This window comes from Geodermatophilus sp. SYSU D01106, from assembly GCF_054049995.1.
In genome coordinates this window covers 213,306-239,679 of record NZ_JBJGYM010000001.1, presented here as the reverse complement: position 1 = coordinate 239,679, position 26,374 = coordinate 213,306, and the positions used below count along the sequence as shown (strand labels likewise).

Sequence of the window (26,374 nt, the reverse complement as noted above, 5' to 3'; positions counted from 1 at the left end):
GAGCCCCCGCGGGGACACCCCTGACTGCGACGGACCATCGACCGACGGCGTGTACCGATTGACATTCGATAGCCAGTGCACGACGGTCGATGCATGCTTCCGCTACCCCGCGTGGTGCGCCCGCTGCGCGTCCTGCTCGTCCTGGTGCTCGTCACCCTCCTCGCCGCCCAGGTGGCGGGCCTCCCCTGGGCGGTGGGGCAGCTGCCCGACGACGGGCTGCGCGGCCCGCTGCTGGCCGCCGGCGTACTGGTGCTCGCCTGCGCCGAGGCCGTCGTCGTCTGCACCTGGCGGCTGCTGGCGCTGGTGGCCGGCGACCGGGTGTTCAGCGCGGCGTCCCGGCCCTGGGTCGACGCCGTCGTGCGGCTGGTCGCCGCCGCGGAGGTGCTGCTGCTGGCCGCCACCGCGTACGCGGCCGCGGCCGGCGCGCCGCCGGGGCTGCCCGCCGCGCTGCTCGGGCTCGCGGTGGTCGGCGCGGCGGTCGGGCTGCTCGTCGTCGTCCTGCGGGCGCTGCTGCGCCACGCCACGACCCTGCACGACGACCTCGAGGCGGTCATCTGATGGCGATCGTCGTCCGGATCGACGTGGAGCTCGCCCGCCGCAAGATGAGCGTGGGGGAGTTCGCCGAGCGCGTCGGGCTCACCCCGGCCAACGTCGCGGTCCTCAAGAACGGCCGGGCCAAGGCGGTGCGGTTCAGCACGCTCGAGGCCATGTGCCGGGTGCTCGGCTGCCAGCCCGGCGACCTGCTGGAGTGGGTGCCCGACGAGCAGGACGCGCCGGCCGCCGTGCAGGAGGCCCGCCGGTGAGCGCCGGCGGGAAGGGGCACGACGGCGCCGACGTCGTCGTGGTGGGGGCGGGCCTCGCCGGGCTGCACGCGGCCACGCTGCTCGCCCGGGGCGGGCACGACGTGCTGCTGGCCGACCGGCGGCCGCGGCTGACCGGGGCGGTCCGCACCACCGGGATCTTCGTGCGCCGGACCCTCGACGACTTCGACCTGCCGCCCGAGCACCTCGGCCCGCCCATCCGCCGCGTCGCCCTGTACCCGCCGGGTCTGCGCAGCCCGGTGGTGCTCGACAGCGACCGCGACGAGTACCGCGTCGGCGACATGGGCCCGCTGTACGAGGCGGGCGCGCGCGCCGCCGTGGCGGCCGGCGTGCGGCTGGCGCTCGGCACCCGCTACGAGGGCCGCGCCGACGACGGCGCCGTCGTCCTCACCGGCCCCGGCGGCCCGCTGCGGGTGCGGACGCGGTTCCTGGTCGGCGCCGACGGCGCCCGCTCCCGGGTGGCCCGCGACCTCGGCCTGGACCGCAACACCGAGCTGCTCACCGGCGCGGAGGAGGTGTACGCCGTCCCGGACACCGGCCGGACGCCGACCTTCCACTGCGTGCTCGACCCGACGCTGGCGCCGGGCTACCTCGCCTGGGTGGTCGACGACGGCCGGCACGCGCACGTCGGGGTCGCCGGGTACGCGCACCGCTTCCCGTCCGGGCTGCGCGCCGCGCTCGACCGGTTCGCCGCGACCGCGCCCGGGCTGCCCGGCCCGCGGCCGGAGGCGGTCGAGCGGCGCGGCGGCCCCATCCCGGTCGGCGGCCTGCTGCGCCGGATCGGCTGCCCGGAGGGGCTGCTCGTCGGCGACGCCGCCGGCGCGGTCTCCCCGCTGACCGCCGGCGGCCTCGATCCCTGCCTGCGGCTGTCGGCGCACGCCGCCGAGGTCCTCGACTACGCGCTGCGCACCGGCCGACGCGACGCGCTCGCCGCCTATGACGGCGCCACGCTGCGCGCGTCGTTCCGCGGCCGGCTGCTCCTGCGGCGCGGCCTCGCCGCGGTGCGCACGCCCGCCGTCGCCGGGGCCGGCGTCGCGCTGCTGCGCACCCCGCCCGGCCGGGCCGCCGCCCGGCGCGTGCTCTTCGGCGACCGCTCCTTCCCCGACCCGGCGCCGGTGCGCCGGACGGCGGCCGGCGTGCCCGCCTGAGCGCTCAGCCGTCGGCCGCGACGCCCCGCAGCTCGGCCAGCGAGGCCGCCAGCAGGGTGCCGAGGTCGCGGGCGTCCCCGCCGATCCAGCGGCCGAAGGCGACCCGGAAGACGGCGGCGCCCGCCTCCGCGGCCAGGCTGGCGGTCGGCTCACCGACGCCGCGCTCGCGCAGGCCCTGCGCCATCGCGGCGGTGAGCGCGGCGAACTTGGCGAGCTCCCGCTCGCGCAGCTCGGGCGTGGCGTCGATGACCGCCTGGCGCTGCGCCGCGCCCGCGCGCCGTTCCTCGGGGAGCGTCTCGGGGATGGTGGCCAGCGCCGTGCCCACCGCGGCCAGCGGTCCGGCCGACGGGGGCGCGGCGGCCAGTCCGGCCACCAGCCGCTCCTGGAGCACCGGCGACCCGCCGAAGAGCACCTCGCGCTTGTCGGCGAAGTGGCGGAAGAACGTGCGCTCCGTCAGGCCTGCCCGCTCCGCGATCCCGGCGACGGTCGTGGCATCGAAACCGCGCTCGGCGTAGAGCTCGAGGGCGGCGCGCTCGAGCCGCCCGCGCGCGTCCGGCTGCCACCTCACCACGGGGACGAGAGTAGTGATGACAGCGACTGACATGCGAGCCTATGGTGATGGCAGCGGCTGACATCAGGTCGGCCCTCGTGACCTGAGGAGGTCACCGTGCGCGTCCTCGTCACCGGAGCCACCGGCTGGATCGGCTCCGCCCTCGTCCCCGAGCTGCTCGTCGCCGGCCACGAGGTGGTCGGGCTGACCCGCTCCGACGCCGGCGCCGACGCGCTGCGGGCCGCCGGCGCCGAAGCGATGCGCGGCGACCTCACCGACCCGGCCGGGCTGGCCGCCGCGGCGGCGTCCGTCGACGGCGTCGTCCACCTCGCCTTCGTCCACGACTTCTCCGACTACGACGCCTCGGTCGGCACCGACCAACGCGCGGTCGCCGCGCTGACCGGCGCGCTCGAGGGCACCGGCCGCCCGTTCGTCGGCACCGCCGGCGTGCTCGGCATCGCCGCCGGCCGCACGGCGACCGAGCGCGACCTCGACCCCGACGGCGTCGGCGCCGCCCGCGCGCCCGCCACGCGCGCGGTGCTCGACGCGGCGGAGAAGGGCGTGCGGTCCTCGGTCGTCCGCCTGGCGCCCTCCGTGCACGGGGCCGGCGACCCCGGCTTCCTCGCCACCCTGGTCGCCACGGCGCGCGACACCGGGGTCTCCGGCTGGGTCGAGGGCGGCCGCTGGCCGGCGGTGCACCGCTCCGACGCCGCCCGGCTGTACCGCCTCGCACTGGAGGGTGCGCCGGCCGGCTCGCTCCTGCACGGCGTCGCCGAGGAGGGCGTGCCGGTCCGGGAGGTCGCCGAGGTGGTGGGGCGCCGGATGGGCCTGCCGGTGCGGCCGGTCGAGCCGGACCACTTCGGCTGGCTCGGGCCGTTCCTCGCCGCGGACTCGCCCGCGTCGTCCGCGCTCACCCGCGAGCTGCTGGGCTGGGCGCCGGCCGGCCCGGGCCTGCTCGAGGACCTCGCGGCCGGCGCCTACGCGCACGTGGAGGCGGCCCCCTGAGCGCCTCAGCCCTCCGGCAGCGAGAACTGCGCGCGCCGGGCGGCCGGGACCAGCGCGACGTAGTCGGGGTGCCGCTCGATCCAGCTGCGGATGAAGGGGCAGAACGGCAGCACCGGCACGCCCTCGGCGCGCGCGGCGTCGAGGGCACCCCGGGCCAGCACCGACCCCAGCCCGCGGCCCTCGAAGGCCGGGTCGACGACGGTGTGGGTGAAGGCCAGCGACGACGCCGTCCGCCGGTACTCGGCGAAGCCGGCCACGGCGCCGTCCACCCGCACCTCGAAGCGGCCGGCCTCCGGCACGTCCACCACCTGCGGCGTCGCATCGCTCATGGCGGTGATCCTGGCGCAGGGGAGGGTCAGGCGGGGACGGTGCGCCGGTCGGCCGCCGGGCCGAGCAGCACCGGCAGCGTGTCGTGCCCGCGCAGGATGATCGTGCGGCGCCGGCGGGCGGGCCCGGCCGGGGCGAGGTCGGGGAACCGCTCGAACAGGGCCTGCAGCGCCACCTCGCCCTCCATCCGCGCGAGCGCGGCGCCCAGGCAGTAGTGGATGCCGCTGGAGAAGGCGACGTGCTCGCGGGCGTTGGCGCGGGTGACGTCGAAGGCGTGCGGGTCGTCGAAGACGCGCGGGTCCCGGTTCGCCGCGGCGAGCACGAGGATCACCAGGTCGCCCGCCCGCACCGGCACGCCGGCGACGGTGGTGTCGCGCAGCGCCCGCCGGCCGGTGCGCTGCACGGGCGACTCCACGCGCAGCACCTCGTCGACGGCGTTGGGCCACAGCGCGGGGTCCTCCGCCAGCAGCCGCCGCTGGTCCGGGGAGGCGAACAGCCGGTCCGCGCCGTTGCCGATGAGGTTGACCGTCGTCTCGAAGCCGGCGCCGAACACCAGCAGGGCGGTGGCCAGCAGCTCCTGCTCGGTCAGCCCGCTGCCGTCGTCGTCGGCGGTGGTCACCAGGGCCGACAGCAGGTCGTCGCCGGGGGAGCGGCGCAGCTCCCGCAGGTGCCCGCGGAACCAGGTGTCGAGCTCGCCGAGGCTGCGCTCGACGCTGCGGTGGGTGCGCCAGTCCAGCCCCATGTCGAGGCTCGGGCTCGCGGCGTCGCCCCAGGCGAGGAACTGCTCCCGCATGGCGACCGGGACGCCGAGCACCTCGGAGATGACGGTGACCGGCAGCAGGCTGGCGTAGCGCGCCACGAGGTCGGTGCGCCCGCCCGACGCGGCGGCGTCGCGCTCGAGGTCGTCGAGCAGCTCCTCGGCGATGGCGCGGGTGCGCTCGCGCAGCCGCGCGACGGCCCGCGCGCTGAACGCCCGGGTGACCAGCCGCCGGTAGCGGGTGTGCTCGGGCGGGTCGACGGCGAGCATCGACGGCGGGTCGATCGGGCCGACGCTCGCCCGCGGCCCGGCCAGGCGCAGCGCGGTGCGGAGGACCGGCGGCAGGCCCTCGGTGCGGGAGCCGCCGATCTGCCCGAAGTCGGCGCTGCGCAGCACCTCGGTGCAGACGTGGTGGTGGACGCTCACCTTCGAGAACGCCCCGCCGACCAGTGGCGCGGCGGTCCGCAGTCGCTCGTAGTGCGCGAACGGGTCCTCCCGGACGGCCGGGTCGCGCAGCACCTCGGCGTCGGGGTTGCCGGCCCGGGCGCGGGCCCGGATCGCCAGCCGCATCACCCCGTGCGTCGCCGCCCACCGGACCGCGCTGCGTGCCGTCGTCCCCGCCGCAGAGCCCGCCGTCATCCCCGTCGCCTCCCTCGCGCCCGGCGACCGGTACGGCCGGGTACCCCATCCTGCGCAGCCGCCGGGGCGCCGTCCACCCGTCCCGCGGGACGCGCCGGGGGGACTCCAGCCGAAACGGGGTGACCGGCCGGGTTCGGCAACTCCCCACGCCCGGGGGAGCGCGGAACGGTCGACATGTGGGCGGTTGGGGAGGCGGGTCACCGGCTGTGCTAGGCGGCTTCGCAACGATCCGGGAACGCCGCGTCCCGGAGGGGTGCAACGGCGTGTGGCGGGCGTCGCGCCGCCCTACCTTTCTGCCATCCGCTCCGCCTCCCCACGGCGGTGCGGGTGCCGTCGCACTTCCCCTCGACGGCCCCATGGACGGGACGAACGGTGGACACGGTGGTTCTGCGCAGCAGTGAGGTCCGGCTCGACGGCGAGGCACGCCTGGGCTGGTGGTTGGTGAGCGAGGACGGGCTCGGGCCCGGCCGGCTGGTGGACGGGCCCTTCCCCGACCGCTCCGGCGCGGCCTGGGCGGCGGCCGGGCACGCGGTGGACGAGGGCAGCAGCCTGCGCCCGGTCTACGGCCTGCGCCGGCCCGACGGCGGGCTGCACCGCCGCCCGTCGCCGCAGGAGCTCGCGTGGCTGGCCCACCTCGGTGACCAGCTCGACCGGCTGCCCGACGACTGGGACGCCGCGCTCGGCGAGGAGGACCCGCTGGCCACCCTCGTCGTCGAGGTCGCCGCGGCGCTCACCGAGGCCGGCCTCCCGCTGTGGGACGCCTCCGGCGCCGGCGGCGCGCTGGGCGGCGCCTGCCTGAGCGCCGAGCCCGCCCTCGACGGCGTCGTCGTCGGCTGGCGGCAGCACGACCGGATGAGCGTCGAGCAGGTGCACGGCCTGGTCGCCGACATCTCCGTCCAGGCGGTCATGAACCGCGCGCTGGCCGACGTCCTCTGGCTGCGCGGCCTCGACGTCACCCCGCTCGGCGAGGAGGCCGGCGGCCACGTCGTCCGCTACGCCGACTGAAGGACCCCACCCCGCTCCACTTCTCACAGGGACGCCGTCGACCTCGACGGCGTCCCTGTGGCGTTCCCGGGGACGGTCGGTGCCCCGTGGCAGGCTGCCGCACGTGCCGCAGGCAGCCTTCCCCGACGAGGGGCTCCACGAGGAGCGCCACCGCGACGGGTCGCTGCGCGCCCGCGGCCCCGTCGCCGGCGGGCAGCCGCACGGGTACTGGGAGTGGTTCCGGCTCGACGGGACGCTCCTGCGGTCGGGCACCTTCGACGCCGGCCGGCAGACCGGCGAGTGGACGACGTACGACCGCTCCGGCGCCCCGTACAAGACGACGACGTTCGGCTGATCCGGCCGACACGCCGCGCGTCCCGGCCCCGTCCGGGGTGACCGGCGGCCTGGCGGGCGCTCCCACGCGGGGGAGCGCACGGCGAGTCGACATGACGTCGGCCGCAGCGGCGGGTGACCCGCCCCTGACCAGCACGGACACAACGATCACGTGACGGCGGCGCCGGGGGCGTGCCGGACGGGGGCCCACGGGGCGCTCCGGGCCCGATGCTCGTCCCGTCCCCGGCACCTTCCCCGGCCGGGACGTCAGTCCGGGAGGAACCCCACCGTGAGCGCGCCCGCCCCGCCGGCCCCCCGCCGGTCCCTGCTCTCCCCGGCCGCGGCCGACGACGGGCTGAGCATCGCCGACCTCGTCGGCCTGCTCGGCCTCGAGACGCCGGCCGACCTCTCCGACGAGACGGCCGGCGAGCCCGCCGACGAGACGGGCGACGTGCCCGCCGACGAGCCCGCCGGCCGCGCGCCGGTGGACGCCGTCGCCCTCGTCCGGAGCTGGGTCCGCCGCGCCGCCGCGTGGGGTGCCGGCCCGCAGCGTTCCTGGTGCGCGTGGTGAACGACCCGGTCCTCCTCTGGCCGCTGGTCGCGGTCCTGGGCTTCCTCGGGCTGGCCGGCCTGGTCGTCGCCCTCGGCCGTGCCTCGACCGCCCAGTACGAGTTCGAGCGCAACCTCGCGCGCGCCGGGCAGCAGCGCCCCGCCGACGTCCCGGCCCCGGCCGGCGGCGACGCGGCCGGCCCCGCCGCCCCGGCCGACCCCGCCCTCGGCGAGACCGGCGGCCCCGGCGGCTCCGGCGGCGAGGGCCTGCGCGCCCGCGTCGACGCCCCGCTGCCCGGCGCCGGTGCGGTGGAGGTGGCCCCGCAGGCGCGCACCGCCGTCGGGCTGGCCACCCACCCGGCCGGCCGCCGGCTCGCCGACCCCGGCGCGCCGACCGCCTGGTGGCTGGTCGACGTCGACGGCGACCGGTCCGCCCCGGCCGCGCTGGCCGGCCCCTTCGCCGACCGCGTCGAGGCCGACTGGGCGGCGGTGGCCAACGGCCTCGACGCCGACGCCCGCACCGTCCACGGCGTGCTGCGGCCCGACGGCACCGTCTCGCGCCGGCCCTCGGCGCAGGACCGCGCCTGGCTCGCCGAGCTCGGCGAGCAGCTCGACCGCCTCCCCGAGGACTGGGACGAGCTGCTCACCGACGAGGACGCGCTCACCACGCTCGTCGTGGAGGTGACCGCCGCGCTCGTGGAGGCGGGCCTGCCGCTGCACGACTGCTCCGGCGCCGACACGGGCGAGACCCCGTCGGGCGGGGTGTGCCTGACCCCGGAGCCGCTGCACGGCGGGATCCTGGTCAGCTGGCGCCAGCACGACCGGATGAGCCTGCAGCAGGTGCGCGGCGCGGCCCTGGACACCGCCGTCCAGCGGACGATGAACGGCACCCTCGGCACCCTGCTGGTGCAGTTCGGCTTCGTCGTCGAGGAGTTCGCCGAGGCCGGCTGCCACCTGGTGACCGCCATCCGGACCCACCCCTCGGGGGGGTAGCCGGGCCCTGCGGGTCGAGAACGGCCGGATCCCGGCCGTACTCGACGGCATGACGAGCACGACGACGGACCGGGTGCGGCGGCGTGGCATCGCCCTCTGGTGCCACCTCACCGCCCTCGTCGCCGTCCCGCTCCTCGGGGTGGGCGTCCTGACGACGCTCATCGCCGGCGCGCGGACGGACGCGGTGGAGAGCGCGGCACGGGCCGAGGACGCGGTCCGTGCCGTCGCCCAGCTCGACGCCATCCGGGCGGCCGTGGAGCAGGAGATCCTCCCGGCGCTCGCACTCACCGTCATCGACGACCCGGCCGCCGCAGCGCAGCTCGGCGTCCAGCCCTGGCTGCTCGGCGGGGTCCGTACCACCGCCCTCGACGCGATCGAGGCGCGCCGCAGGATCACCGACACGGCGCTGCAGGCGGTGCCGGACGGGGCGATCGGCACCGACGTCGCCGGGCGGGTCACGGAGGCGCTGGCCTGGCTGCGCGCCCGCAGCGACAGCGGCGGTGAGCGGCTCGAGTCCATCTACCTCGGCTACCTCGACGTCTCCAACGAGGTGATGACCGCCGAGCGGGCAGCGGCCTCGGCCGCCGTCTCGGAGGGCGTGCCCGCCCGGACGGTCCGTGCCGTGCAGGACGTGCAGACCGTCGCCCAGCTCGCCCAGGACGCGAGCCGGCAGATGCCGCTCTACCTCGGGTCCCTGTTCGCCTCCGACAACGCCCTGATCGGCTCCCGTCTCGCCTGGGACACCGGCTGGCTGGCCTACACCGACGCCAAGCGGCAGATGGACGAGCTGTCCCAGCCCTCGCTGCGCACCGCCTGGCAGGAGGTGCAGCGGTCGGACCTCATGGTGGAGATGGACCGGCTGCTCACCCCGACGGACAGCCCGGAGGTGCGGGTCTCCGACATCACCCGCACGACCGACGTCTTCTTCCGCAGCGGCGACCGGGACGCGCTGCTCGGCGAGCTGGTCGACACCGCCGTCGCGAGTGCGCTGTCCCTGGCCGAGGCCGACCGCGACGAGGCCGCCGCGGACCTGCGCAGCACCCTCGCCCTCGGCCTGGGCCTGCTGGCGCTGTCCGGCCTGGGCGCCTGGTGGCTGGGTCGCACCGTCGCCCGCTCCCTCGGCCTGCTCGCCGGGCAGGCGACGCAGATCAGCCAGGGCGAGCTGGTCGAGGTCGAGGTGGCCGGGCCGCGCGAGGTGCGCACCGTGTCCGCCGCGCTCGGGGACGCCGTCGCGGGCCTGCGCCGGATCCAGGACCAGGCGCACGCGGTGGCCCGCGGCGACCTCGACGACGCCCTGCTGCACCGGCCGCTGCCGGGCCCGCTCGGCGAGGTCGTGCACGCCTCCGTCCAGCAGATCGTGTCCTCGGTCCGGCAGAGCGAGGAGCTGCAGTTCGCCCTCGCCCACCGGGCCACCCACGACCCGCTCACCGAGCTGCCCAACCGCGCGCAGGCCCTCACCCTGGTCACGGCCGCGCTGCACCGCGCCCGCCGCTCGGGCGAGACGACCGGGCTGCTGTTCGTCGACCTCGACGGGTTCAAGGCGGTCAACGACGGCCACGGCCACGCCGCCGGCGACACCGTGCTGCGCGAGGTCGCGGCGCGCATGACGGCCCGGGTGCGGCCCGGCGACGTCGTCTGCCGGCTGGGCGGCGACGAGTTCGTCGTGCTGGTCGAGCCGGCCGGCACCGAGCGCGACCTCGTGGACCTCGCCGAGCGGCTGATCGCCGCGGTCGGCGAGCCGGTCGACGTCCCGGGCGGGCCGGTCCGCGTCGGTGCCAGCATCGGCATCGCGGTCAGCCGCGACGGCGGCGCCGACGCCGACGTGCTGTTCGCCGAGGCCGACACCGCCGCCCACCGCGCCAAGCAGCACGGCCGCGGGCGGGCGGAGCTCTTCGACGACGCGCTGCGCCGCCAGCTGGCCGCCCGGGCCGAGACCGAGGCGGCGATCACCGCGGCGCTGACCGACGGCGGCATGCGGCTGCACTACCAGCCGGTGGTCGACGTCGCGGGGCAGCGGCTGCACGGGTTCGAGGCGCTGGTGCGCTGGGAGCGCGACGGCCGCATGGTGCCGCCGGACGAGTTCATCCCGGTGGCCGAGGCCAGCCGGCTGATCTGCGACGTCGACCGCTGGGTGCTGCACGAGGCCACCCGGCAGCTCGCCGCCTGGCGGGCCGCGTCGCCGGTGCCGGCGGGGGAGCCCGAGCCGACGATCGCGGTCAACCTGTCCGGCCGGCACCTGACCGACCGGCGGGTCGTGGCCGACGTCGCCGACGCGCTCGCCGCGTCGGGACTGCCGGCGCACCTGCTCGTCCTCGAGGTCACCGAGACCCTGCTCGTCGACGACCCGGTCGCGATGACCCACCTCGCGGAGCTGCGGGCGCTGGGCGCCTCGATCGCGATCGACGACTTCGGCACCGGCTACACCTCGATCGGGCAGCTGCGGCACATGCCGGCGGACACCCTGAAGATCGACCGGAGTTTCGTCACGTCGCCGGATCCCGGTCAGCGCGAGCTGGTCGCCCTGGTCATCCGCGCGGCGCACACCTTCGGGCTGACCGTGGTGGCCGAGGGCGTCGAGGAGCCGGCGCAGCTGGAGCGGCTCCGTGAGCAGGGCTGCGACCACGCGCAGGGCTACCTGTTCCACCGCCCGCTGCCGGCGGAGGAGGCCGGCGCCCTGCTGCGGCGGGCGCCCGCCGTCGCGGCCCCCGTCACGCCCGCCTGAGGACCGCCGGGACGCCGCGCGGCGGGTTGACCGGGGCCGTCCGGCCGGGGGAGCCTCCTGCCGCCGGCCCGGACGCCCCGCCGGCCCGAGCGGAGGTGCCCCGTGCGTGATCATCCCGGGCGCACCGGTCCCGGGCGCGCCGCCGGGCTGCTGATTGCCGCGGTGGTCGCGCTCACCGGCTGCACCGGCGTCGTCGTCGGCACCGCGTACCCGCCCGGCGGCGGCCTGCGCACCGACGCCACCGACGCCGACGTGCCGGTGCGGCTGGCCGAGCCCGGCGGCGAGACCGACCGCATCGCCCGCAACGCCATCGCCGACGTCCTCGCCTACTGGGAGGAGACGTACCCGCAGGTCTACGGCGGTTCGTTCGGCGAGGTGGAGGGCGGCTTCTGGTCGATCGACCCCGATGAGACCGACGCCGACGACCTGCCCGGCGGCGACTGCTTCGCCGAGGACGTCGCCGAGCTCGCGGAGAACGCCTACTACTGCGGGGGCGACGACGTCGTCGTGTACGACCGGGCCTGGCTGGAGGACCTGGCCGGTGACTACGGCTCCTTCATGATCGCCGAGGTCATGGCGCACGAGATCGCGCACGCCGTGCAGGCGCACGCCGGGCTCGACGACCCGTCGATCGTCGCCGAGACCCAGGCCGAGTGCTTCGCCGGCGGGTGGACGCGCTGGGTGGTCGAGGGGCGGTCGCGGCACTTCGAGGTCCAGCCGAAGGAGCTCGACCCCTACCTGCTCGGCTACCTGTACTTTGGCGACGCCGTGGGCACCTCGCCCGACGCCGAGGACGCGCACGGCTCCCTGTTCGACCAGCTGTCGGCGTTCCAGGAGGGCTACGCCGACGGGCCGCAGGCGTGCGCCGCCTTCGACGAGGCCCGGGTGTTCACCGAGCAGGAGTCCGACCCCTCCGACGGCAGCGGCGACCTGCCCTACGAGCAGATCGTGGACACCACCGACGACGTCCTCGACGCCTTCTGGCAGCAGGCGCTGACGGCGGGCTTCCCGGGCACCGGAGCGCTGGGCGGGGCCCTGGACGAGCCCGAGGTCCGCGCGGCCGACGGGGAGGGCATGGTCTGCGGCGGCGGAGGCGCCGAGCTGGACCTGCAGTTCTGCCCGGAGGACGGATCGGTCCGCTACGACGCCGCCGGCCTGCTCGAGCCGGCCTACGACGAGGTCGGCGACTTCGCCGTCACCACGCTGCTCGGGCTGCCCTACGCGCTGTCGGTGCGCGAGCAGCGCGGCCTGCCGGTCACCGGCACCGACGCCGTCACCAGCGCCGTCTGCGCCACCGGCTGGCTCGCGCGGGAGATGTACCTCGGCGAGATCGACGCGGCACAGCTGGCGATCTCACCGGGCGACGTCGACGAGGCCGCCGTCGTGCTGCTGCAGTACGCGACCGACCCCGCCGTCGTCCCCGACTCCGGGCTGTCGGGCTTCCAGCTCGTCGACTCCTTCCGCCAGGGCTTCGTCGACGGCGGCGGCAGCTGCGGCCTCTGAACCGTGCTCACCCCGGGGCGTCGAGGAAGGCGTCCACCACGGGGGCGAGCTCGGCGGCCTCGGTGACCAGCGCCAGGTGCCCGCCGGCGTAGAGGTGCAGCCGGGCCCGGGGGATGCCGCGGGCCAGGATGCGGGCGTTGACCGTCGGGATGATCGGGTCGTCGTCGCCGCAGAGCACCAGGGTCGGCTGCCGGATGAGCGACAGGAACGGCAGGCTGCTCCAGCCCGCGCTCGCCGCCAGCTGGTAGTAGTACCCGCGCTGCGGGCCCAGCCGGGTCTCGGCGTGCAGGGCCCGGGCCGCCCGCGCGGGGTCGGTGCGCACCGAGCCGCCGTAGATCGTCCCGGCGATCCGCTCGGCGTAGGCCGGGTCGCGGTGCCGCCGCGGCGTGAGCATGTGCGAGAGCACCCGCGGTGACGCCGGCACCATGAGCGACCCGGTGCCGGTGGCGGCGAGCACCAGCCGGCGGCACCGGCGCCGGTGCTGGACGGCGAAGTGCTGCGCCAGCCCGCCGCCCCACGACAGGCCCAGCACGTCGACCGGTCCGTCGTGGCCCAGCCGCCGGAGCAGCCCGGACACCACCGGCGTCAGCGTGGCGAGCACGTAGGGCACGACGGGCGCGGGGGAGCCGCCCACCCCGGGGACGTCGAAGCGGACGACGGTGCGCCGCGGGTCGAGCGCGTCGACGAAGGGCTGCAGCACCTCCAGGCTCGCCCCGATGCCGTTCATGAGCACCAGCGGCGGCGCGGACCCGTCGCCGCGCCGCTCGGCCACCCGCAGCGTGCGCCCGCCGACGGTCAGCGTGCGCACGACCTCACTTGTCGAAGACATACGTCCCCGGCGCGGCCCCGAGCACCGGCAGCTCGGCGCTGCCGAGCTCCTGCGGCGCCGGCACCTCCTCGCCGGACCGCTCGCCCAGCCAGGCGGCGAAGTCCGGCCACCACGAGCCCTTCTCCTCCTGCGCGGAGGCGAGCCACCGCTCGGGGTCCGCGGGCGTCTCGGGGGCCACCCGGAACGACGCCTTGCGGTTGCCCGGCGGGTTGACCAGCGAGGCGATGTGGCCGCTCGTGGAGAGCACGAACCGGCTGTCCCCGCCGAGCAGCTGGGTGGTGCGGTAGCAGGACTGCCAGGGGCAGAGGTGGTCGGCGATCCCGGCGGTGACGTAGGTGTCGACGTCGACCGTGGACAGGTCGACCGGCGTGCCGAGCATCGTCGTCGCGCCGGGCGTCGTCAGCCGGTTGCCGACGGCGACCTCGATGAAGTCGCGGTGCAGGGCCGCGGTCATCCGGGTGGTGTCGGCGTTCCAGTAGAGGATGTCGAAGGCCGGCGGCGGGTTGCCCTGCAGGTAGTTGTTGACCCAGTAGTTCCACACCAGGTCGTTGGGCCGCAGCCAGGCGAACACCTCGGCGAGCATCGCGCCGTCGAGGTAGCCCTTCTTCCGCGACTTCTCCGTCGCCTCCTTCACCGCCTCCGGGTCCATGAGCGCGCCGACCGTGCCGGCCTTCGCCCAGTCCAGGACGGTGACGGCGAAGCTCGCGGCCGCCACCCGGCCGAGGCGGTCGGTCGCGGCCAGGTGCGCGAGCACCATCGCGAGGATGATCCCGCCGCTGCAGAAGCCCTGCAGGGACACCCGCTCGCTGCCGGTGATGCGCGCGGCGGCGTCCATCGCGTCGAGGACGGCCTGCCCGTAGGCGTCCAGGCCCCAGTCGGCGTGCCGCTCGTCGGGGTTGCGCCAGCTGATCATGAAGACCTGCTGGCCCGCGGCGACGTAGTTCTCGACGATGCTGCGGCCCGGCGCGAGGTCGGTGACGTAGTACTTGTTGATCGTCGGCGGGACGACGACCAGTGGCACGCTGCGCACCGTCTCCGTCGCCGGCCGGTACTGGATGAGCTCGAACACCTCGGTGCGCAGCACCACCGCGCCCGGCGTGACGGCGAGGTCCTCCCCGACGGTGAACGCGTCGGGCTCGACCATCGAGGGCACCCGTGGCGGGGACAGCACGTCGGAGACGAACCGGCGCGCCCCGGTGACGACGTTGCGCCCGCCGGTGTCGATGACCGCCTTGAGCGCCAGCGGGTTGAGGAACGGCACGTTGCTCGGCGCCAGCGCGTCGACGACGTTGGTCAGGGCGAAGCGGATCCGCTCGTCGTCCTGCCAGCCGAGGTCGACGTCGTCGACGATGCCCGCGGCCGCCCGCGCGGCGGCGATGTGCGCCTGCATCGGGATCCGCAGGAACGGGTTCCCGGTCCACGCCGGGTCGGCGAAGCGGCGGTCCTTCGGCGAGGGCGCCACCTCCGAGCGGCCCACCGCGATCCGCCCGAGCTCGCGGACCAGCTCGCCGCCCCGGCCGGTGACCGCGTCGGGCTTCCGGACGAGCGCCGCGCCCAGCGCCCCGAGCGTGCGGACCGGCGGGACCATCCGCCGCAGCGGCCCGCGGGCGGCGTCGACGAGGACCATGTCCAGGCCGGTGACGGCCTCCGAGGCCGCCTCCTCGGCGGAGGTCCCGCCGCCGGCGTCCGCGGCGGCCGGGGCGGGCCGGGGACGGGGGCTGTCGGGGGAGGGACGCGCGGCGGTGGTGGTCATCCCGGACTCCTGGGGATCGACGCCTGTGACCTGGTTCACCCAAGCACAGGCGGGGCGCTCCGGCACACGGACGCTCAGGCGATCGCGCTGCGGCCCGTCACCGCCCGCCCGACGATCAGGCTGTTGACCTCGCGGGTGCCCTCGTAGGAGTAGATCGCCTCGGCGTCGGCGACGAACCGGCCCACGTGGTTCTCCAGCAGGATCCCGTTGCCGCCCATCAGCTCGCGGGCCCAGCCGACGGTCTCGCGCATCCGCATGGTGCTGTAGCCCTTGGCCATCGAGGCGTGCTCGTCGCGCAGCATCCCGCAGTCCTGCAGCTGGGAGGCCCGGGCGCACAGCGCCGCGGAGGCGGTGATGTTGCCGAGCATCCGGAACAGCAGGTCCTGCACCAGCTGGAACGAGGTGATCGGCCGGCCGAACTGCTCGCGGTCCATCGCGTAGCGCAGCGCGTGCTCGTAGGCGCCGCGCGAACAGCCCACCGCCGACCACGCCACGCTCACCCGCGTCGCCCGCAGCACGTTCGCGGTGTCGCGGAAGGAGTTCGCGTCCTGCAGGCGGTTCTCCTCCGGCACGCGCACCCCCTCGAGGGTGATGTGGGCGTTCTGCACCGCGCGCAGCGCGATCTTGTCCTCGAGGTCGACGGCGGAGAACCCCGGCGTGGGCGTCTCGACGACGAAGCCGAGCACCCGGTCGGTCTCGACGTCGCGGGCCCAGATGACGACCAGGTCGGCGAAGCTGCCGTTGCCGATCCACTTCTTCTGCCCGTCGAGCACCCACTCGTCGCCCTCGCGGCGGGCCGTGGTCTGGATGCCGCGGGCGACGTCGGAGCCGTGCTCGGGCTCGGTCAGGCCGAACGCGCCGATCCGCTCCATGCGCGCCATGGCCGGGAGCCAGCGCTCCTTCTGCTCCTCGGAGGCGCACAGGTGCAGCGTGCCCATCGCCAGGCCGCCGTGGACGCCCATGAACGTGGCCACCGACGGGTCGCCGCGGCCGAGCTCCATCGCCACCATGCCGTCGAACAGCGAGGACCGGCCGGGGGAGCCGTGCCCGGAGTACTGGGCGCCGGCGATGCCGAGCTCGGCCAGGCCGGGGATGAGCTGGCGGGGGAACTGCGCCCGGGTCCAGTACTCGTTGATGATCGGCTCGACCTGCTCGTCCATGAAGGCGCGGACGCGGTGCAGCGTCGCCCGGTCCTGCTCGTCGAGCAGCGCCTCGAGGTCGTAGAAGTCCGACGTGACGGGTGGCCGGTCTGCCATGGGTGCCTCCTGGCGACAGCGGGACCGCGGCGTCCCGTCCGGCCGACCTACCCGCCGTCCGCCCGGGCAACCCGGTGTGGCCGACGCCGGCGGCGGGCAGGAGCGGACGGTTCCGTCCGCACACCCCGCAGGAGGGCCCCGTGCCCCGTTCCATCGCTGACCAGACCGAGGCCGAGCTCGGCGGTCCCGGCAGCGTGCTGGTGCGCCAGCGCGCCGACCACGTCGAGCTCGACCGGCTGCTGCACGAGCTCGACGGCACCACCGGCCGGCAGCAGGAGGAGGTGCTCACCCGCATCGACCGGCTGGTGTTCAGCCACGCCTTCGCCGAGGAGACCGTGCTGTGGCCGGTGGTCCGCCGCGTGCTGCCCGACGGCGACGAGATCACCCGCCGGGTCGAGATCGAGCACCAGGAGGTCAACGAGCTCGTCGCCGCCCTCGAGGAGGACGGGCCCGACTCCCCCGAGCGCCCGGCCCGGCTCGCCCGGCTGGTGCAGGTGCTGCGCGAGGACGTCCGCGACGAGGAGGACGTGATGTTCCCCCGCCTGCAGGAGCGCCTCGACGACGCCGAGCTGCGCCGCCTGGGCCGCCGCTGGGAGGTCGTGCGCCGCGTCTCGCCGACCCGGCCGCACCCCACGGTGTCCCGCCGTCCGCCCGGCAACGCGCTCTCGGGCCTCCCGCTGTCGCTGCTCGACCGCAGCCGCGACGCCGTCGACGCCGTCGTCCGCCGGGTGCCCGCCGTCGCCCCGGCGGGTCGGGTCGTGAGCCGCGGCCTGGCCGCGGTGGCCGGCGTCGTCGAGCGCACCCCGCCCGCCCGCCGCGGCGACGGGCCGCCCACCGCCCGCTGACCACACGGCAGAGGCCCCCTCCCCGGCCGGGGAGGGGGCCTCTCGGTCACGCGCTGGAACGGCCCGCCTGCAGGGGCCCGCCACGAGCCTGCGAGTGGTGGGGGGCAGGAGGGTTCTTCTAGTTCGTGTTGCGGTCCTTGGGCTCGGCGCGGGCGTCGAGCTGGATCTCCTTCTCGGCGGCCGGGACGCCCTCCTTCATCTCCTTGGTCCGCTCCATCTCGGCGTCGAACTCGATGCCGAACAGCAGCGCCAGGTTGATGAGCCAGAACCAGATGAGGAAGACGACGACGCCGGCCAGCGTGCCGTACGTCTTGTTGTAGCTGCCGAAGTTGCCCACGTAGAAGGCGAACGCGGCCGAGGCCACGACCGCGACGAGTATCGCGACGCCGGCACCCGGGCTGACCCACTTGAAGCCGCGCAGCTTCACGTTCGGGGTCGAGTAGTAGAGGACGGCGATCATCAGGGCCAGGATCACCAGGATCACGGGCCACTTGACGACGTTCCACACGGTCAGCGCGGTGTCACCCAGGCCGATGGCCGAGCCGACGGCCTCGACGACCGGGCCGCTGAGCACCAGCATGAGGACGATCGTGGCGGCGAACAGGATGCCGATCAGCGTGACCAGCAGCTGGAGCGGCTTGAGCTTCCAGATCTTGCGGCCCTCGGGCGTCTCGTAGACGACGTTGGCGGCCCGGGTGAAGGCCCCGACGTAGCCCGACGCCGACCAGATCGCACCGAGCAGACCGATGACGAGGCCGATGCCGGCGGCGCTCTGGTTGCCGGCGACCTGCTCGATGACCGGGCCCAGGGTGTCGGCCGCCTGCCCCGGCAGGACCGTGGTGAGCGCGCTCGTCAGCTGCTCGGGCGTCGTCAGCAGCCCGACGATGGAGACCAGCGCGATGATCGCCGGGAACAGCGCCTGGATGCCGTAGTAGGTGAGCGCGGCGGCCCAGTCGGTGAGGTTGTCCTCGCTGAACTCCTTGAGCGTCCGCTTGACCGTGCCCATGGTCGTGGGCGTGCGCTCGTGGCCCTTCGGGGCGCTGTCGAAGCGCGTGGAGTTCACCTTGTCGTCGTGCGGCGCGGGGTCGCCCGCGGAGTTGCCGGAGAAGCGCGTCGGCTTCGACGCCTCCGTGCTCGCGGCGCGTGAGCCGTGGGGTCGGGCCATCGTGGTCCTCCGGTGCAGGGAGCGGGGGCGTTCCGGTGATCGATTCCCCGGACGGTCCCGTTCCATGCACCCGGGTGATCACCCGGCGTGTCCGCTCAGCGGATGCCCGACACCGGGGACCACTCGCCGGCCCGCGCGCAGGCCCGCTCCACCTCGGCCAGGTCGTCGGGCTCGCCGGGCCCCCGCCGGCGCGCCTGCACCATGCCGGCGACGCTGACCAGGACGACCGCGGCGGCCGCGCCCGCGCCGAGCAGCGACACCGCCGTGAACGCCGAGGCGCGGGGGAAGCCGGTGGACGGGTCGAGGCCCGCGCCGAGCAGCGCGACGGTGAGCGTGCTGCCCACCGCCTGGCCGGTGGAGCGGGCGATGGAGTTCACCGCGTTGGCCACGCCGGTCTCGCTGCGGCGCACCGCCGAGACCACCAGGGAGGGCAGCGCGGCGTAGGCCACCGTCACCCAGGCCTGCGACAGCAGCCCGGCCACCACCACCCACGCCGGCTCCGCGCGGCCCAGTGCGAGCACGAGGAAGCCGGCCAGCCCGGTGACCGAGCCGACGAGCAGCGTGGGCAGGGCGCCGATCCGGTCGACGACCCGGCCGGCGAGCGGGGCCAGGGCGATGCCCAGCACGCCGCCGGGCAGCAGGTACACGACGGCGGCCTCCAGCACCGGGGCGCCGAAGCCGTAGCCGGCGGCCGCGGGCGGGGTCTGCACGTACTGCATGACCACGAGGAAGGAGACGAACAACCCGACGCCGGTGGCCAGGCCCGCGAGGTTGGGGACGAGCATCCGCGGGTCGGCGAGCAGCGCCGGGCGCACCAGCGGCTCGGCCCGCCGGCGCTGCAGCAGCACCCAGCCGGTGAGCACGACGAGCGCGCCGGCGCCGCAGCCGAGCGTCAGCGGCGACGTCCAGCCCCAGCCGTTGCCCTGCGAGACCGGCAGCAGCAGGAGCACCAGGCCGGCGCCGAGGACGACCGCGCCGGCCCAGTCGACGCGGCCGGTCGCGGTCGCCGGGCGGCGCGGCAGCACGACGGCGGCCAGCACCAGCGAGGCGAGGGTGACGCCGAGGCCGATCCAGAAGGGGCGGTGGTAGTCGCCGCCGTCACCGGTGAGCAGCCCGGCGGCCACCAGCCCGACGACGCCGCCCACGCCGAGCGTGCTGCTGACGATCGACATGGCCACGCTCAGCCGCTCGGGCGGGAGCTCGCGGCGCAGCAGGCTGATCGACAGGGGGAACAGGCCGTAGGAGGAGCCCTGCAGCACCCGGGCCACGATCAGCAGCGGCAGCGAGCGGGTGACGATGGCGAGCAGCGTGCCGACGGCGACCGCCGCGAGGATGCCGAGCACGACCGGACGCTCGCCGTGGATGTCGCCGAGCCGGCCGAGCACCGGCGTGAGCACCGCGGCCGCCAGCAGGTTCGCCGTCAGCACCCAGCTCGCGGCGGCGGTCGAGACGCCGAGCTGCTCGCCGATCGGGCCGAGCACCGGGACGACCAGGCTCTGCAGCAACGACAGGGTCGTGACACCCAGTGACAGGGTCAGGACGAGGAGCGCGGGACGCGTCGGGCGGGTGCCGGAGGCCGTGCCGGGTGGTCGGGCCTGCGCACCTGCGGACACGTCCCGATGACACCATGCGTCCGCCCTCGGCACCGTCCGGGCTCCGCGCGGGCCCGGTTGTGCTTCCGATCACAGTCCGTCAGGTGAACATCACGTGCCGACGATTGAGAGGGCGATCGGCTGGGGACACAGTTCCCAGACGACGAGCCGCGGGGCCCGGTCCCGGCGGCGCGAGACGAGACGAGCAAGGGGTAGTTCGAGATGGTTCTGTGGCCCGCTGTCGCCCTCGTCGGTTTCCTGGTCCTCACCGGCCTGGTGATCGTGATGGGCGCCTCGACGACCGCGCGGTACGAGCAGGAGCAGCGGGCGGCCCGCGCCGCCACGCCCGCCCCCGCCGGTGCCGAGGCCGTGGGGGTCGCACAGGCCGCCTGACCGCGCCGCACCTCCCGCGACGACCCGCGCCCCGCCGCTCCTCATTGGAGCCGCGGGGCGCGAGTGCGTCCGGGGTGGTTACAGGTGCGCCTCGGGGGCGTCGAGCACCGTGCGGTCCAGCGACTCCAACAGGTCCAGCCAGGTGTGCACCTTCGGCAGCTCCCAGCGCTGGAAGTACCGCGCCGCGGTGCGCTTGCCCTCGTGGAAGTCGCTGGTCTCGTCGCGGGTCGCCAGCGCCTGCTCCAGCCACAGCCAGGCGACGACGGTGTGCCCGGCGGCGTCGAGGTAGGCGCTCGCGTTGGCCAGCGCCAGCGCCGGGTCGCCGGTGCCCCACAGCGCGCCGGTGACCTCGACCAGGCGGCGCACCGCGGTGTCGACGTCGGCCGCGAGGTCGGCGAACGGGGTGCCGGCCGCCCGCGCCGTCGTCGCCCCGATGGTCTCGGCGAGCAGCCGCAGGCCGGCGCCGCCGTGCATCGTCACCTTGCGGCCGAGCAGGTCGAGGGCCTGGATGCCGTTGGTGCCCTCGTGGATCGGGTTGAGCCGGTTGTCCCGGTAGAACTGCTCGACCGGGTAGTCGCGGGTGTAGCCGTAGCCGCCGTGCACCTGGATGGCCAGGTCGTCGGCGACCGGGCCCCACTGCGACGGCCAGGCCTTGGCGATCGGCGTGAGGGTGTCGAGCAGGAGGTGCGCGCGCTCGCGCTCCTCCTGCGACTCCGCCGTCCGCTCCTCGTCGACCAGCCGGGCGCAGTAGAGGCCCAGCGCCAGCCCGCCCTGGGCGTAGCTCTTGGCGGCCAGCAGCATCCGGCGGACGTCGGGGTGGTCGACCAGCCGCACCATCGGCGAGGAGGCGTCGCGGTTGCTCGCGGGGCGGCCCTGCGTGCGGGTGCGCGCGTACTCCAGCGCGTGCAGGTAGCCGGTGTAACCGAGGACCGTGGCGCCCATCCCGACGCCGATCCGGGCCTCGTTCATCATGTGGAACATGTAGGACAGGCCCTTGTGGGGCTCGCCCACGAGGTACCCGACGGCGCCCGCCCGGCCACCCGGGGTGTGCACGCCCTCGCCGAAGTTGAGCAGCGTGTTCGTCGTCCCGCGGTAGCCCATCTTGTGGTTGAGGCCGGCCAGGACGACGTCGTTGCGCTCGCCCACCGAGCCGTCGTCGGCGACCAGGAACTTCGGCACGACGAACAGCGAGATGCCCTTCACACCGGGCGGGCCGCCGGGGATCTTCGCCAGCACCAGGTGGACGATGTTCTCGGTCAGCTCGTGGTCGCCGGCCGAGATCCACATCTTGTTGCCGGTGAGCCGGTACGTGCCGTCGTCCTGGGGCTCGGCGCGGGTGGTGATGTCGGCGAGCGAGGACCCGGCCTGCGGCTCGGACAGCGCCATCGTGCCGAACCAGCGGCCCTCGAGCATCGGCCGCACCCAGCGGTCCTTCTGCTCCTGCGAGCCGTGCGCCAGCAGCAGCCGGGCGTTGCCCATGGTCAGGAACGGGTAGCTCGACGTGCCGACGTTGGCCGCCTTGAACCACGCGAACGCGGCCTGCCCGACGGTCTGCGGCAGCTGCATGCCGCCGTACTCCTCGTCGAAGGTCCCGGCCATGATCCCGGAGTCGCGGAAGACCTCGAGCGCCCGCCCGACCTCGGGGATCATCTCGACCCGGCCGTCGACGAACCGGGGCTCGTTCTCGTCGGCCTTCCGGTTGTGCGGCGCGAAGTGCTCGGTGGCGATCTGCTCGGCGAGCTCCATCACGGCGTCGAACGTCTCGCGGGAGTGCTCGGCGAACCGGGGCCGCTTGGTCAGCGTCTCGACCTCCAGCCACTCGTGCAGGAGGAACTCCAGGTCGCGGCGGGACAGGATGAGCGAGGACACGACGGCCTCCACGGACGACGGCGGCGGGAGAGGCGGGCGCGCGGCCCGACCGGCCCACGATAGGCCGGGCCCGCGGCCGGGTAGCAGGTCTCCCATGGACCTCGACCAGCTCATCAGCCGGGCCACCGGCCTGACCACCGGCGCGGGGGCGGCGCTGCTCGGGCGGCTGCAGTCCGTGCGGCTGCCCGGCGTCGGCACCGCCTCGGCCAAGGACGACCCGGCCACCGCCGCGCGGCGCTGGCGCGCGGTCACGGTGCTCGCCGCACCCGACCGGCTGGCCGGCCTGCCCTCCCCGCTGGCCGCGCTGGGGGACCGGGTCGAGACGCGGGTGCGACCGGCGCCCGGCGACAAGGGCACCGAGCTCGCCGCCCGGTTCCGCGGGCCGGCCACCGACGACGACCTCGGCCGGCTGCGGCAGGCGCTGCGGGAGGCCAAGCAGCTCGTGGAGGTGGGTGAGGTGCTCCGGATGGACCCGCGCCCGCACGGTGAGCGCGCCGACACCCCCGGCGGCCGGCTGCTCGACGGCGCGGTGGCCGCGTCGCGGAAGGAGGGCCTGCTGTGAGGGCGCTGACCTGGACCGGGGTGAACCAGCTGTCGGTGGAGGACGTCCCGGAGCCACAGCTGCTCAACGACCACGACGTGATCCTGAAGATCACCCGGACGACCACCTGCGGGTCGGACCTGCACCTGCTCTCCGGCTACATCCCGTTCATGCGCGCCGGCGACGTCATCGGCCACGAGTTCATGGGCGAGGTGGTCGAGGTCGGCAGCGGCGTGCGCTCCCGCCGGGTGGGCGACCGCGTCGTCGTCGCCTCCTTCGTCTCCTGCGGGAACTGCTGGTACTGCCGCAACGAGCTCTACTCGCTGTGCGACAACAGCAACCCGAACCCGGGCATCACCGAGGGGCTGTGGGGCCAGGCCATCGGCGGCTGCCTCGGCTACTCGCACGCCGTCGGCGGCTACGCCGGCAGCCACGCGGAGTACATGCGGGTGCCCTTCGCCGACGTCGGCAGCTTCGTCGTCCCCGACGGCGTCCCCGACGACCGCGCCCTGTTCGCCTCCGACGCCGCGTCGACCGCCTTCACCGGCGTCGACCTGGGCGGCGTGCAGCCCGGCGACACCGTCGCGGTGTGGGGAGCCGGCGCCGTCGGTCAGATGGCCGCCCGGATCTCCGCGCTGGTGGGCGCGGAGCAGGTCGTCGTCATCGACCGGCTGCCCGAGCGGCTCGAGCAGGCCCGCACGCACGCCGGCGCGGACGTGATTGACTACTCGAGCACCGACGTCGCCGCGGAGCTGCGCGAGCGCACCGGTGGCCGCGGCCCGGACGTGTGCATCGAGGCGGTGGGCATGGAGGCGCACAGCCCCGGCCCGCAGGGCGTGTACGACCAGGTCAAGCAGCAGCTGCGGCTGCAGACCGACCGGACGTCGGCGGTGCGCGAGGCGATCATGGCGTGCCGCAAGGGCGGCAGCGTGTTCACCCTCGGCGTCTTCGCCGCGATGGTGGACAAGTTCCCGCTCGGCGCGGTGATGAACAAGGGCCTCACCCTGCGCGGCGCCCAGGTGCACGGCCCGCGCTACATCCCGCGGCTGCTCGAGTGGATGGAGAGCGGTGAGCTGGTCACCGAGCACCTGGCCACGCACGTCATGCCGCTGGAGGAGGCGGCGCGCGGCTACGAGTTGTTCAAGGAGAAGCAGGACGGCTGCGTGCGCGCGGTGTTCCTGCCGCACGGCTGACCCCCGGGCGGCGATCCGTGTTGATCATCGGCTGCGTGTACGGGACACGGTGCGACACGCCGCCGGGGCGTGCACGCGTCCGATGATCGACTCCTGAGACGGCCCCGGGACGGCGAGAGGCCCCTCCCCGCAGCTCGCGGGGAGGGGCCTCTCGTGGTGCGTGGAGGTCAGCCGGAGGAGCGGCCGGTGGTCTCCGCGTCGCCGGGGCGGCCGACGGGCGGGGCGGTCGACGTCGGCGCGGACGCCCCGGCCGACTGCACGGCCTGCTCGGCGCCGTCGTGGTCGGCCGCGTGGCCGCCGGCGGTCTGCTCGCCGGCCTGCCGCGCCTGGATGCCGGACTTGTTCGACAGCGCCAGCTGCGGCAGGAACAGGAACACGAAGAACCCGACGGCCACCACGCACGCGGCGATGAGGAACACCAGGTCGATCGAGTTCGAGAACCCGGTCTTGAACGGCGCCGCGAGGAACGACGGCAGCGTCTGGATGAACGAGGTGTCCGAGAGCGCGTCGCCGCCCGCGGGCAGCTGGCCGCCCTGTACCGCCTCGGCCACCCGCGGGTCGGAGGCGGCGGCGGAGGTGACGGCGTCGCCGATGTCCTGCGGCAGCCGGCTGAACAGCACCGACAGGAAGACGGCGGTGCCGATCGTGCCGCCCATCTGCCGGAAGAAGGTCACCGACGAGGTGGCCACGCCCATCTCCCGCGGCGACACGGCGTTCTGCACCGCGAGGATCGCCGGCTGGAAGTTGAAGCCGAGGCCGAGCCCCAGCAGCACCATGAAGGGCACCAGGGTCCACACCGAGGTGTCGGCGTCGACGACGAACGACATCGCCAGGAGCGCGCCGGTCATCAGCGCGATGCCCACGAGCGGGAAGACCTTGTACCGGCCGGTCTTCGAGATCGCGATGCCCGAGCTCATCGCGCCGGTCATGATGCCCGCGACCAGCGGGATCATCTGCAGGCCGGCGACCGTGGCGCTGGAGCCGTGCACGATCTGCAGGTACTGCGGCAGGAGCAGCAGCCCGCCGAACATGCCGGCGCCCATGACGACGCTGCCGACGCCGACCACCGAGAAGCTGCGGTTGCGGAACAGGCGCAGCGGCAGCAGGGCGTCGTCGCGGTAGGCGCGCTCGGCCAGGATGAACAGCACGAAGCCGACGGCGCCGATGGCGTAGCAGGCGAGCGAGCGGCCCGAGGTCCAGCCCCAGAGCCGGCCCTGCTCGGCGACGACGAGCAGCGGCACGAGGAACGTGATGAGCGCGAGCGCGCCCGGCCAGTCGATGCGGTGCTCGCGGCGCTCGTGCGGCAGGTGCAGCACGCGGAAGACGGCGACGAAGGCGAGCACGCCCAGCGGCACGTTGACGTAGAAGATCCAGCGCCAGCCGTCGACGCCGAGCAGCGAGCCCTGGCCCGCGAAGAAGCCGCCGATGACCGGGCCGAGCACGCTCGAGGTGCCGAAGACGGCCATGAAGTAGCCCTGGTACCGCGAGCGCTCCCGCGGCGGGACGATGTCGCCGATGATCGCGAGCGCGAGCGACATCAGGCCGCCGGCACCGATGCCCTGCACCGCGCGGAAGGCGGCCAGCTCGTACATCGACGTCGCCATGCCGCACAGCACCGAGCCGACGACGAACACGGCGATGGCGAACAGGTAGAAGGGCCGCCGGCCGTAGATGTCGGAGAGCTTGCCGTAGAGCGGCGTGGCGATCGTCGAGGTGATGAGGAACGCCGTCGTCGCCCAGGCCTGCAGGTCGTAGCCCTGCAGGTCGTCGGCGATGGTGCGGATGGCGGTGGAGACGACCGTCTGGTCGAGGGCCGCGAGGAACATCGCGACCATCAGCCCGACGAGGATCGTGACGATCTGGCGGTGGGTGAACGCGCCGGAGGAGTCCGGTGCTGCCGCCGCGGCGCGGGCGCCGCTGCGCCCGCCGGCGGGGCGGGCGGTGGTCTGGCTCATGGCTTCTCTCTCGGGACGGGGAGTGCGGAGGGGGACGGCAGCGCTGCCGTGAGGTCGTCGAGCAGGCGCCCGAAGAGCCCGGTGAGGGCGGCGAGGTCGTCGTCGGACCAGCCGGCGAGCATCGCCTCGAGCTGCGTGGCGCGCTCCTGCGCGAGCCGCTCGACGGCGTCGCGGCCGGCGTCGGTGGCGACCAGCCGGGTGGCTCGGCCGTCGGTCTCGTCGGCGACGCGCTGCACGAGGCCCTGCTCGACGAGCGAGGCGACGTGCCGGCTGACCGTGGAGGGGTCGGCGTGCACGAGCTCGGCGAGCGCGCTCTGGCGGAGCGGGCCGATCCGCGTCAGCGGGAACAGCAGCACCAGCGCGGCGCGCTCACGGCCGTCGCCGGCGGCCTGCTGGCTCTTGAACGCGTGCACCAGCCGCATGAAGCGCGGCATCTGCTCCGACAGCCGCCGGACCTCGGCGGAGCGGGCGCCTGCCGGAGGCAGGGCGGGGGAGGGCACAGGAGGACTCCGGGACAGAGGAACGGGTGCATGTACCGTACAAACCGTTGCGCCGTACATGCAACCAGTTGTGTCGTGCACGCACTGTGAGCCGTGCGACTCCGGTACCCGCGGTGTCGGAGGAGGAACAGCCGCCCGCCTGCGGGCGTTGA

Annotated in this window: 25 protein-coding genes; 14 read left to right on the top strand and 11 right to left on the bottom strand. The window is 75.4% G+C overall.

What is annotated here, in order from left to right; all coding sequences use genetic code 11:
- The first annotated feature begins 93 nt into the window (after positions 1-93).
- Genes ACI78R_RS01275 through ACI78R_RS01265 form a run of 3 tightly spaced genes read left to right on the top strand, consistent with a single transcriptional unit; the run spans position 94 to position 1,969 of the window.
- Positions 94-558, top strand: coding sequence for a DUF2975 domain-containing protein (locus ACI78R_RS01275; protein ID WP_457039378.1), 465 nt, complete (start codon positions 94-96; stop codon positions 556-558).
- Positions 558-803, top strand: a complete 246-nt coding sequence (locus ACI78R_RS01270; protein WP_073421161.1) for a helix-turn-helix domain-containing protein — start codon at positions 558-560, stop codon at positions 801-803. Before ACI78R_RS01275 ends, ACI78R_RS01270 begins: the two co-directional genes overlap by 1 nt.
- A complete protein-coding gene (locus tag ACI78R_RS01265) occupies positions 800-1,969 on the top strand; it encodes an FAD-dependent monooxygenase (RefSeq protein ID WP_457039377.1) in 1,170 nt (389 codons plus the stop codon). The genes ACI78R_RS01270 and ACI78R_RS01265 overlap by 4 nt, the downstream gene beginning before the upstream one ends.
- Before the next feature lie 4 nt (positions 1,970-1,973).
- On the opposite strand, the gene ACI78R_RS01260 is transcribed toward ACI78R_RS01265, so the two are convergent.
- Positions 1,974-2,573, bottom strand: coding sequence for a TetR family transcriptional regulator (locus ACI78R_RS01260; RefSeq protein WP_457039376.1), 600 nt, complete (start codon positions 2,571-2,573; stop codon positions 1,974-1,976).
- Between the two features lie 63 nt (positions 2,574-2,636).
- On the opposite strand from ACI78R_RS01260, the gene ACI78R_RS01255 reads away from it, so the two are divergent.
- Positions 2,637-3,524 carry an SDR family oxidoreductase gene (locus ACI78R_RS01255; RefSeq protein WP_457039375.1) on the top strand — a complete coding sequence of 296 codons (888 nt, stop codon included), beginning with the start codon at positions 2,637-2,639 and terminating at the stop codon, positions 3,522-3,524.
- A gap of 5 nt (positions 3,525-3,529) precedes the next feature.
- Here ACI78R_RS01255 and ACI78R_RS01250 read toward each other — a convergent pair whose 3' ends face one another.
- Positions 3,530-3,853 carry a GNAT family N-acetyltransferase gene (locus ACI78R_RS01250; protein ID WP_457039374.1) on the bottom strand — a complete coding sequence of 108 codons (324 nt, stop codon included), beginning with the start codon at positions 3,851-3,853 and terminating at the stop codon, positions 3,530-3,532.
- Between the two features lie 26 nt (positions 3,854-3,879).
- Positions 3,880-5,247, bottom strand: coding sequence for a cytochrome P450 (locus ACI78R_RS01245; protein WP_457039373.1), 1,368 nt, complete (start codon positions 5,245-5,247; stop codon positions 3,880-3,882).
- 372 nt (positions 5,248-5,619) lie between these two features.
- On the opposite strand from ACI78R_RS01245, the gene ACI78R_RS01240 reads away from it, so the two are divergent.
- The 6 genes from ACI78R_RS01240 to ACI78R_RS01215 all read left to right on the top strand — a co-directional run bounded on the left by ACI78R_RS01240 (position 5,620) and on the right by ACI78R_RS01215 (position 12,331).
- Entirely contained in the window at positions 5,620-6,252 is a 633-nt protein-coding gene (locus ACI78R_RS01240; RefSeq protein ID WP_073421167.1) for a hypothetical protein, read from the top strand.
- Between the two features lie 103 nt (positions 6,253-6,355).
- Positions 6,356-6,586: a toxin-antitoxin system YwqK family antitoxin gene (locus tag ACI78R_RS01235; protein WP_073421168.1), complete on the top strand. Its 231-nt coding sequence runs from the start codon at positions 6,356-6,358 to the stop codon at positions 6,584-6,586.
- A 267-nt stretch (positions 6,587-6,853) separates the two neighbouring features.
- Positions 6,854-7,135: a hypothetical protein gene (locus ACI78R_RS01230; RefSeq protein ID WP_336028481.1), complete on the top strand. Its 282-nt coding sequence runs from the start codon at positions 6,854-6,856 to the stop codon at positions 7,133-7,135.
- Entirely contained in the window at positions 7,132-8,106 is a 975-nt protein-coding gene (locus ACI78R_RS01225) for a hypothetical protein (protein WP_457039372.1), read from the top strand. Before ACI78R_RS01230 ends, ACI78R_RS01225 begins: the two co-directional genes overlap by 4 nt.
- Positions 8,107-8,155: 49 nt before the next feature.
- Positions 8,156-10,828 carry a putative bifunctional diguanylate cyclase/phosphodiesterase gene (locus tag ACI78R_RS01220; RefSeq protein WP_457039371.1) on the top strand — a complete coding sequence of 891 codons (2,673 nt, stop codon included), beginning with the start codon at positions 8,156-8,158 and terminating at the stop codon, positions 10,826-10,828.
- Positions 10,829-10,930: 102 nt separating this feature from the next.
- The gene (locus tag ACI78R_RS01215) at positions 10,931-12,331 is read left to right on the top strand and encodes a neutral zinc metallopeptidase (protein ID WP_457039370.1); all 1,401 of its coding nucleotides are present in this window, start codon (positions 10,931-10,933) and stop codon (positions 12,329-12,331) included.
- 7 nt (positions 12,332-12,338) lie between these two features.
- On the opposite strand, the gene phaZ is transcribed toward ACI78R_RS01215, so the two are convergent.
- From phaZ to ACI78R_RS01200, 3 genes are all read right to left on the bottom strand, one after another.
- A complete protein-coding gene (gene phaZ / locus ACI78R_RS01210; protein WP_457039369.1) occupies positions 12,339-13,139 on the bottom strand; it encodes a poly(3-hydroxyalkanoate) depolymerase in 801 nt (266 codons plus the stop codon).
- Positions 13,140-13,143: 4 nt separating this feature from the next.
- Positions 13,144-14,913, bottom strand: a complete 1,770-nt coding sequence (locus ACI78R_RS01205) for a PHA/PHB synthase family protein (RefSeq protein WP_457039368.1) — start codon at positions 14,911-14,913, stop codon at positions 13,144-13,146.
- 74 nt (positions 14,914-14,987) lie between these two features.
- Positions 14,988-16,169 (bottom strand): acyl-CoA dehydrogenase family protein, encoded by a 1,182-nt coding sequence (locus ACI78R_RS01200; RefSeq protein ID WP_073421184.1) that lies wholly within the window; start codon positions 16,167-16,169, stop codon positions 14,988-14,990.
- Positions 16,170-16,309: 140 nt separating this feature from the next.
- On the opposite strand from ACI78R_RS01200, the gene ACI78R_RS01195 reads away from it, so the two are divergent.
- On the top strand, positions 16,310-17,014 hold the full coding sequence (locus tag ACI78R_RS01195; RefSeq protein WP_457039367.1) for a hemerythrin domain-containing protein: 705 nt from the start codon (positions 16,310-16,312) through the stop codon (positions 17,012-17,014).
- A gap of 118 nt (positions 17,015-17,132) precedes the next feature.
- Here the strand turns inward: ACI78R_RS01195 and ACI78R_RS01190 are convergent, their stop codons facing one another.
- The gene (locus ACI78R_RS01190) at positions 17,133-18,179 is read right to left on the bottom strand and encodes a YihY/virulence factor BrkB family protein (RefSeq protein ID WP_073421188.1); all 1,047 of its coding nucleotides are present in this window, start codon (positions 18,177-18,179) and stop codon (positions 17,133-17,135) included.
- 95 nt (positions 18,180-18,274) lie between these two features.
- A complete protein-coding gene (locus ACI78R_RS01185; protein ID WP_457039366.1) occupies positions 18,275-19,792 on the bottom strand; it encodes an MFS transporter in 1,518 nt (505 codons plus the stop codon).
- A 201-nt stretch (positions 19,793-19,993) separates the two neighbouring features.
- Here ACI78R_RS01185 and ACI78R_RS01180 point away from each other — a divergent pair, with 201 nt between their 5' ends.
- Positions 19,994-20,164 (top strand): hypothetical protein, encoded by a 171-nt coding sequence (locus ACI78R_RS01180; protein WP_175562901.1) that lies wholly within the window; start codon positions 19,994-19,996, stop codon positions 20,162-20,164.
- A gap of 78 nt (positions 20,165-20,242) precedes the next feature.
- On the opposite strand, the gene ACI78R_RS01175 is transcribed toward ACI78R_RS01180, so the two are convergent.
- On the bottom strand, positions 20,243-22,033 hold the full coding sequence (locus ACI78R_RS01175; RefSeq protein ID WP_457039365.1) for an acyl-CoA dehydrogenase: 1,791 nt from the start codon (positions 22,031-22,033) through the stop codon (positions 20,243-20,245).
- A gap of 94 nt (positions 22,034-22,127) precedes the next feature.
- On the opposite strand from ACI78R_RS01175, the gene ACI78R_RS01170 reads away from it, so the two are divergent.
- Both ACI78R_RS01170 and ACI78R_RS01165 read left to right on the top strand, forming a co-directional pair.
- Positions 22,128-22,595: a hypothetical protein gene (locus ACI78R_RS01170; RefSeq protein WP_457039364.1), complete on the top strand. Its 468-nt coding sequence runs from the start codon at positions 22,128-22,130 to the stop codon at positions 22,593-22,595.
- Complete coding sequence (locus ACI78R_RS01165) at positions 22,592-23,767, top strand: zinc-dependent alcohol dehydrogenase (RefSeq protein WP_457039363.1); 1,176 nt, start codon at positions 22,592-22,594, stop codon at positions 23,765-23,767. Before ACI78R_RS01170 ends, ACI78R_RS01165 begins: the two co-directional genes overlap by 4 nt.
- A gap of 167 nt (positions 23,768-23,934) precedes the next feature.
- Here the strand turns inward: ACI78R_RS01165 and ACI78R_RS01160 are convergent, their stop codons facing one another.
- Both ACI78R_RS01160 and ACI78R_RS01155 read right to left on the bottom strand, forming a co-directional pair.
- Positions 23,935-25,722, bottom strand: a complete 1,788-nt coding sequence (locus ACI78R_RS01160; protein ID WP_073421191.1) for an MDR family MFS transporter — start codon at positions 25,720-25,722, stop codon at positions 23,935-23,937.
- Positions 25,719-26,222, bottom strand: coding sequence for a MarR family winged helix-turn-helix transcriptional regulator (locus tag ACI78R_RS01155; RefSeq protein WP_336028458.1), 504 nt, complete (start codon positions 26,220-26,222; stop codon positions 25,719-25,721). The genes ACI78R_RS01160 and ACI78R_RS01155 overlap by 4 nt, the downstream gene beginning before the upstream one ends.
- Positions 26,223-26,374: the final 152 nt, after the last annotated feature.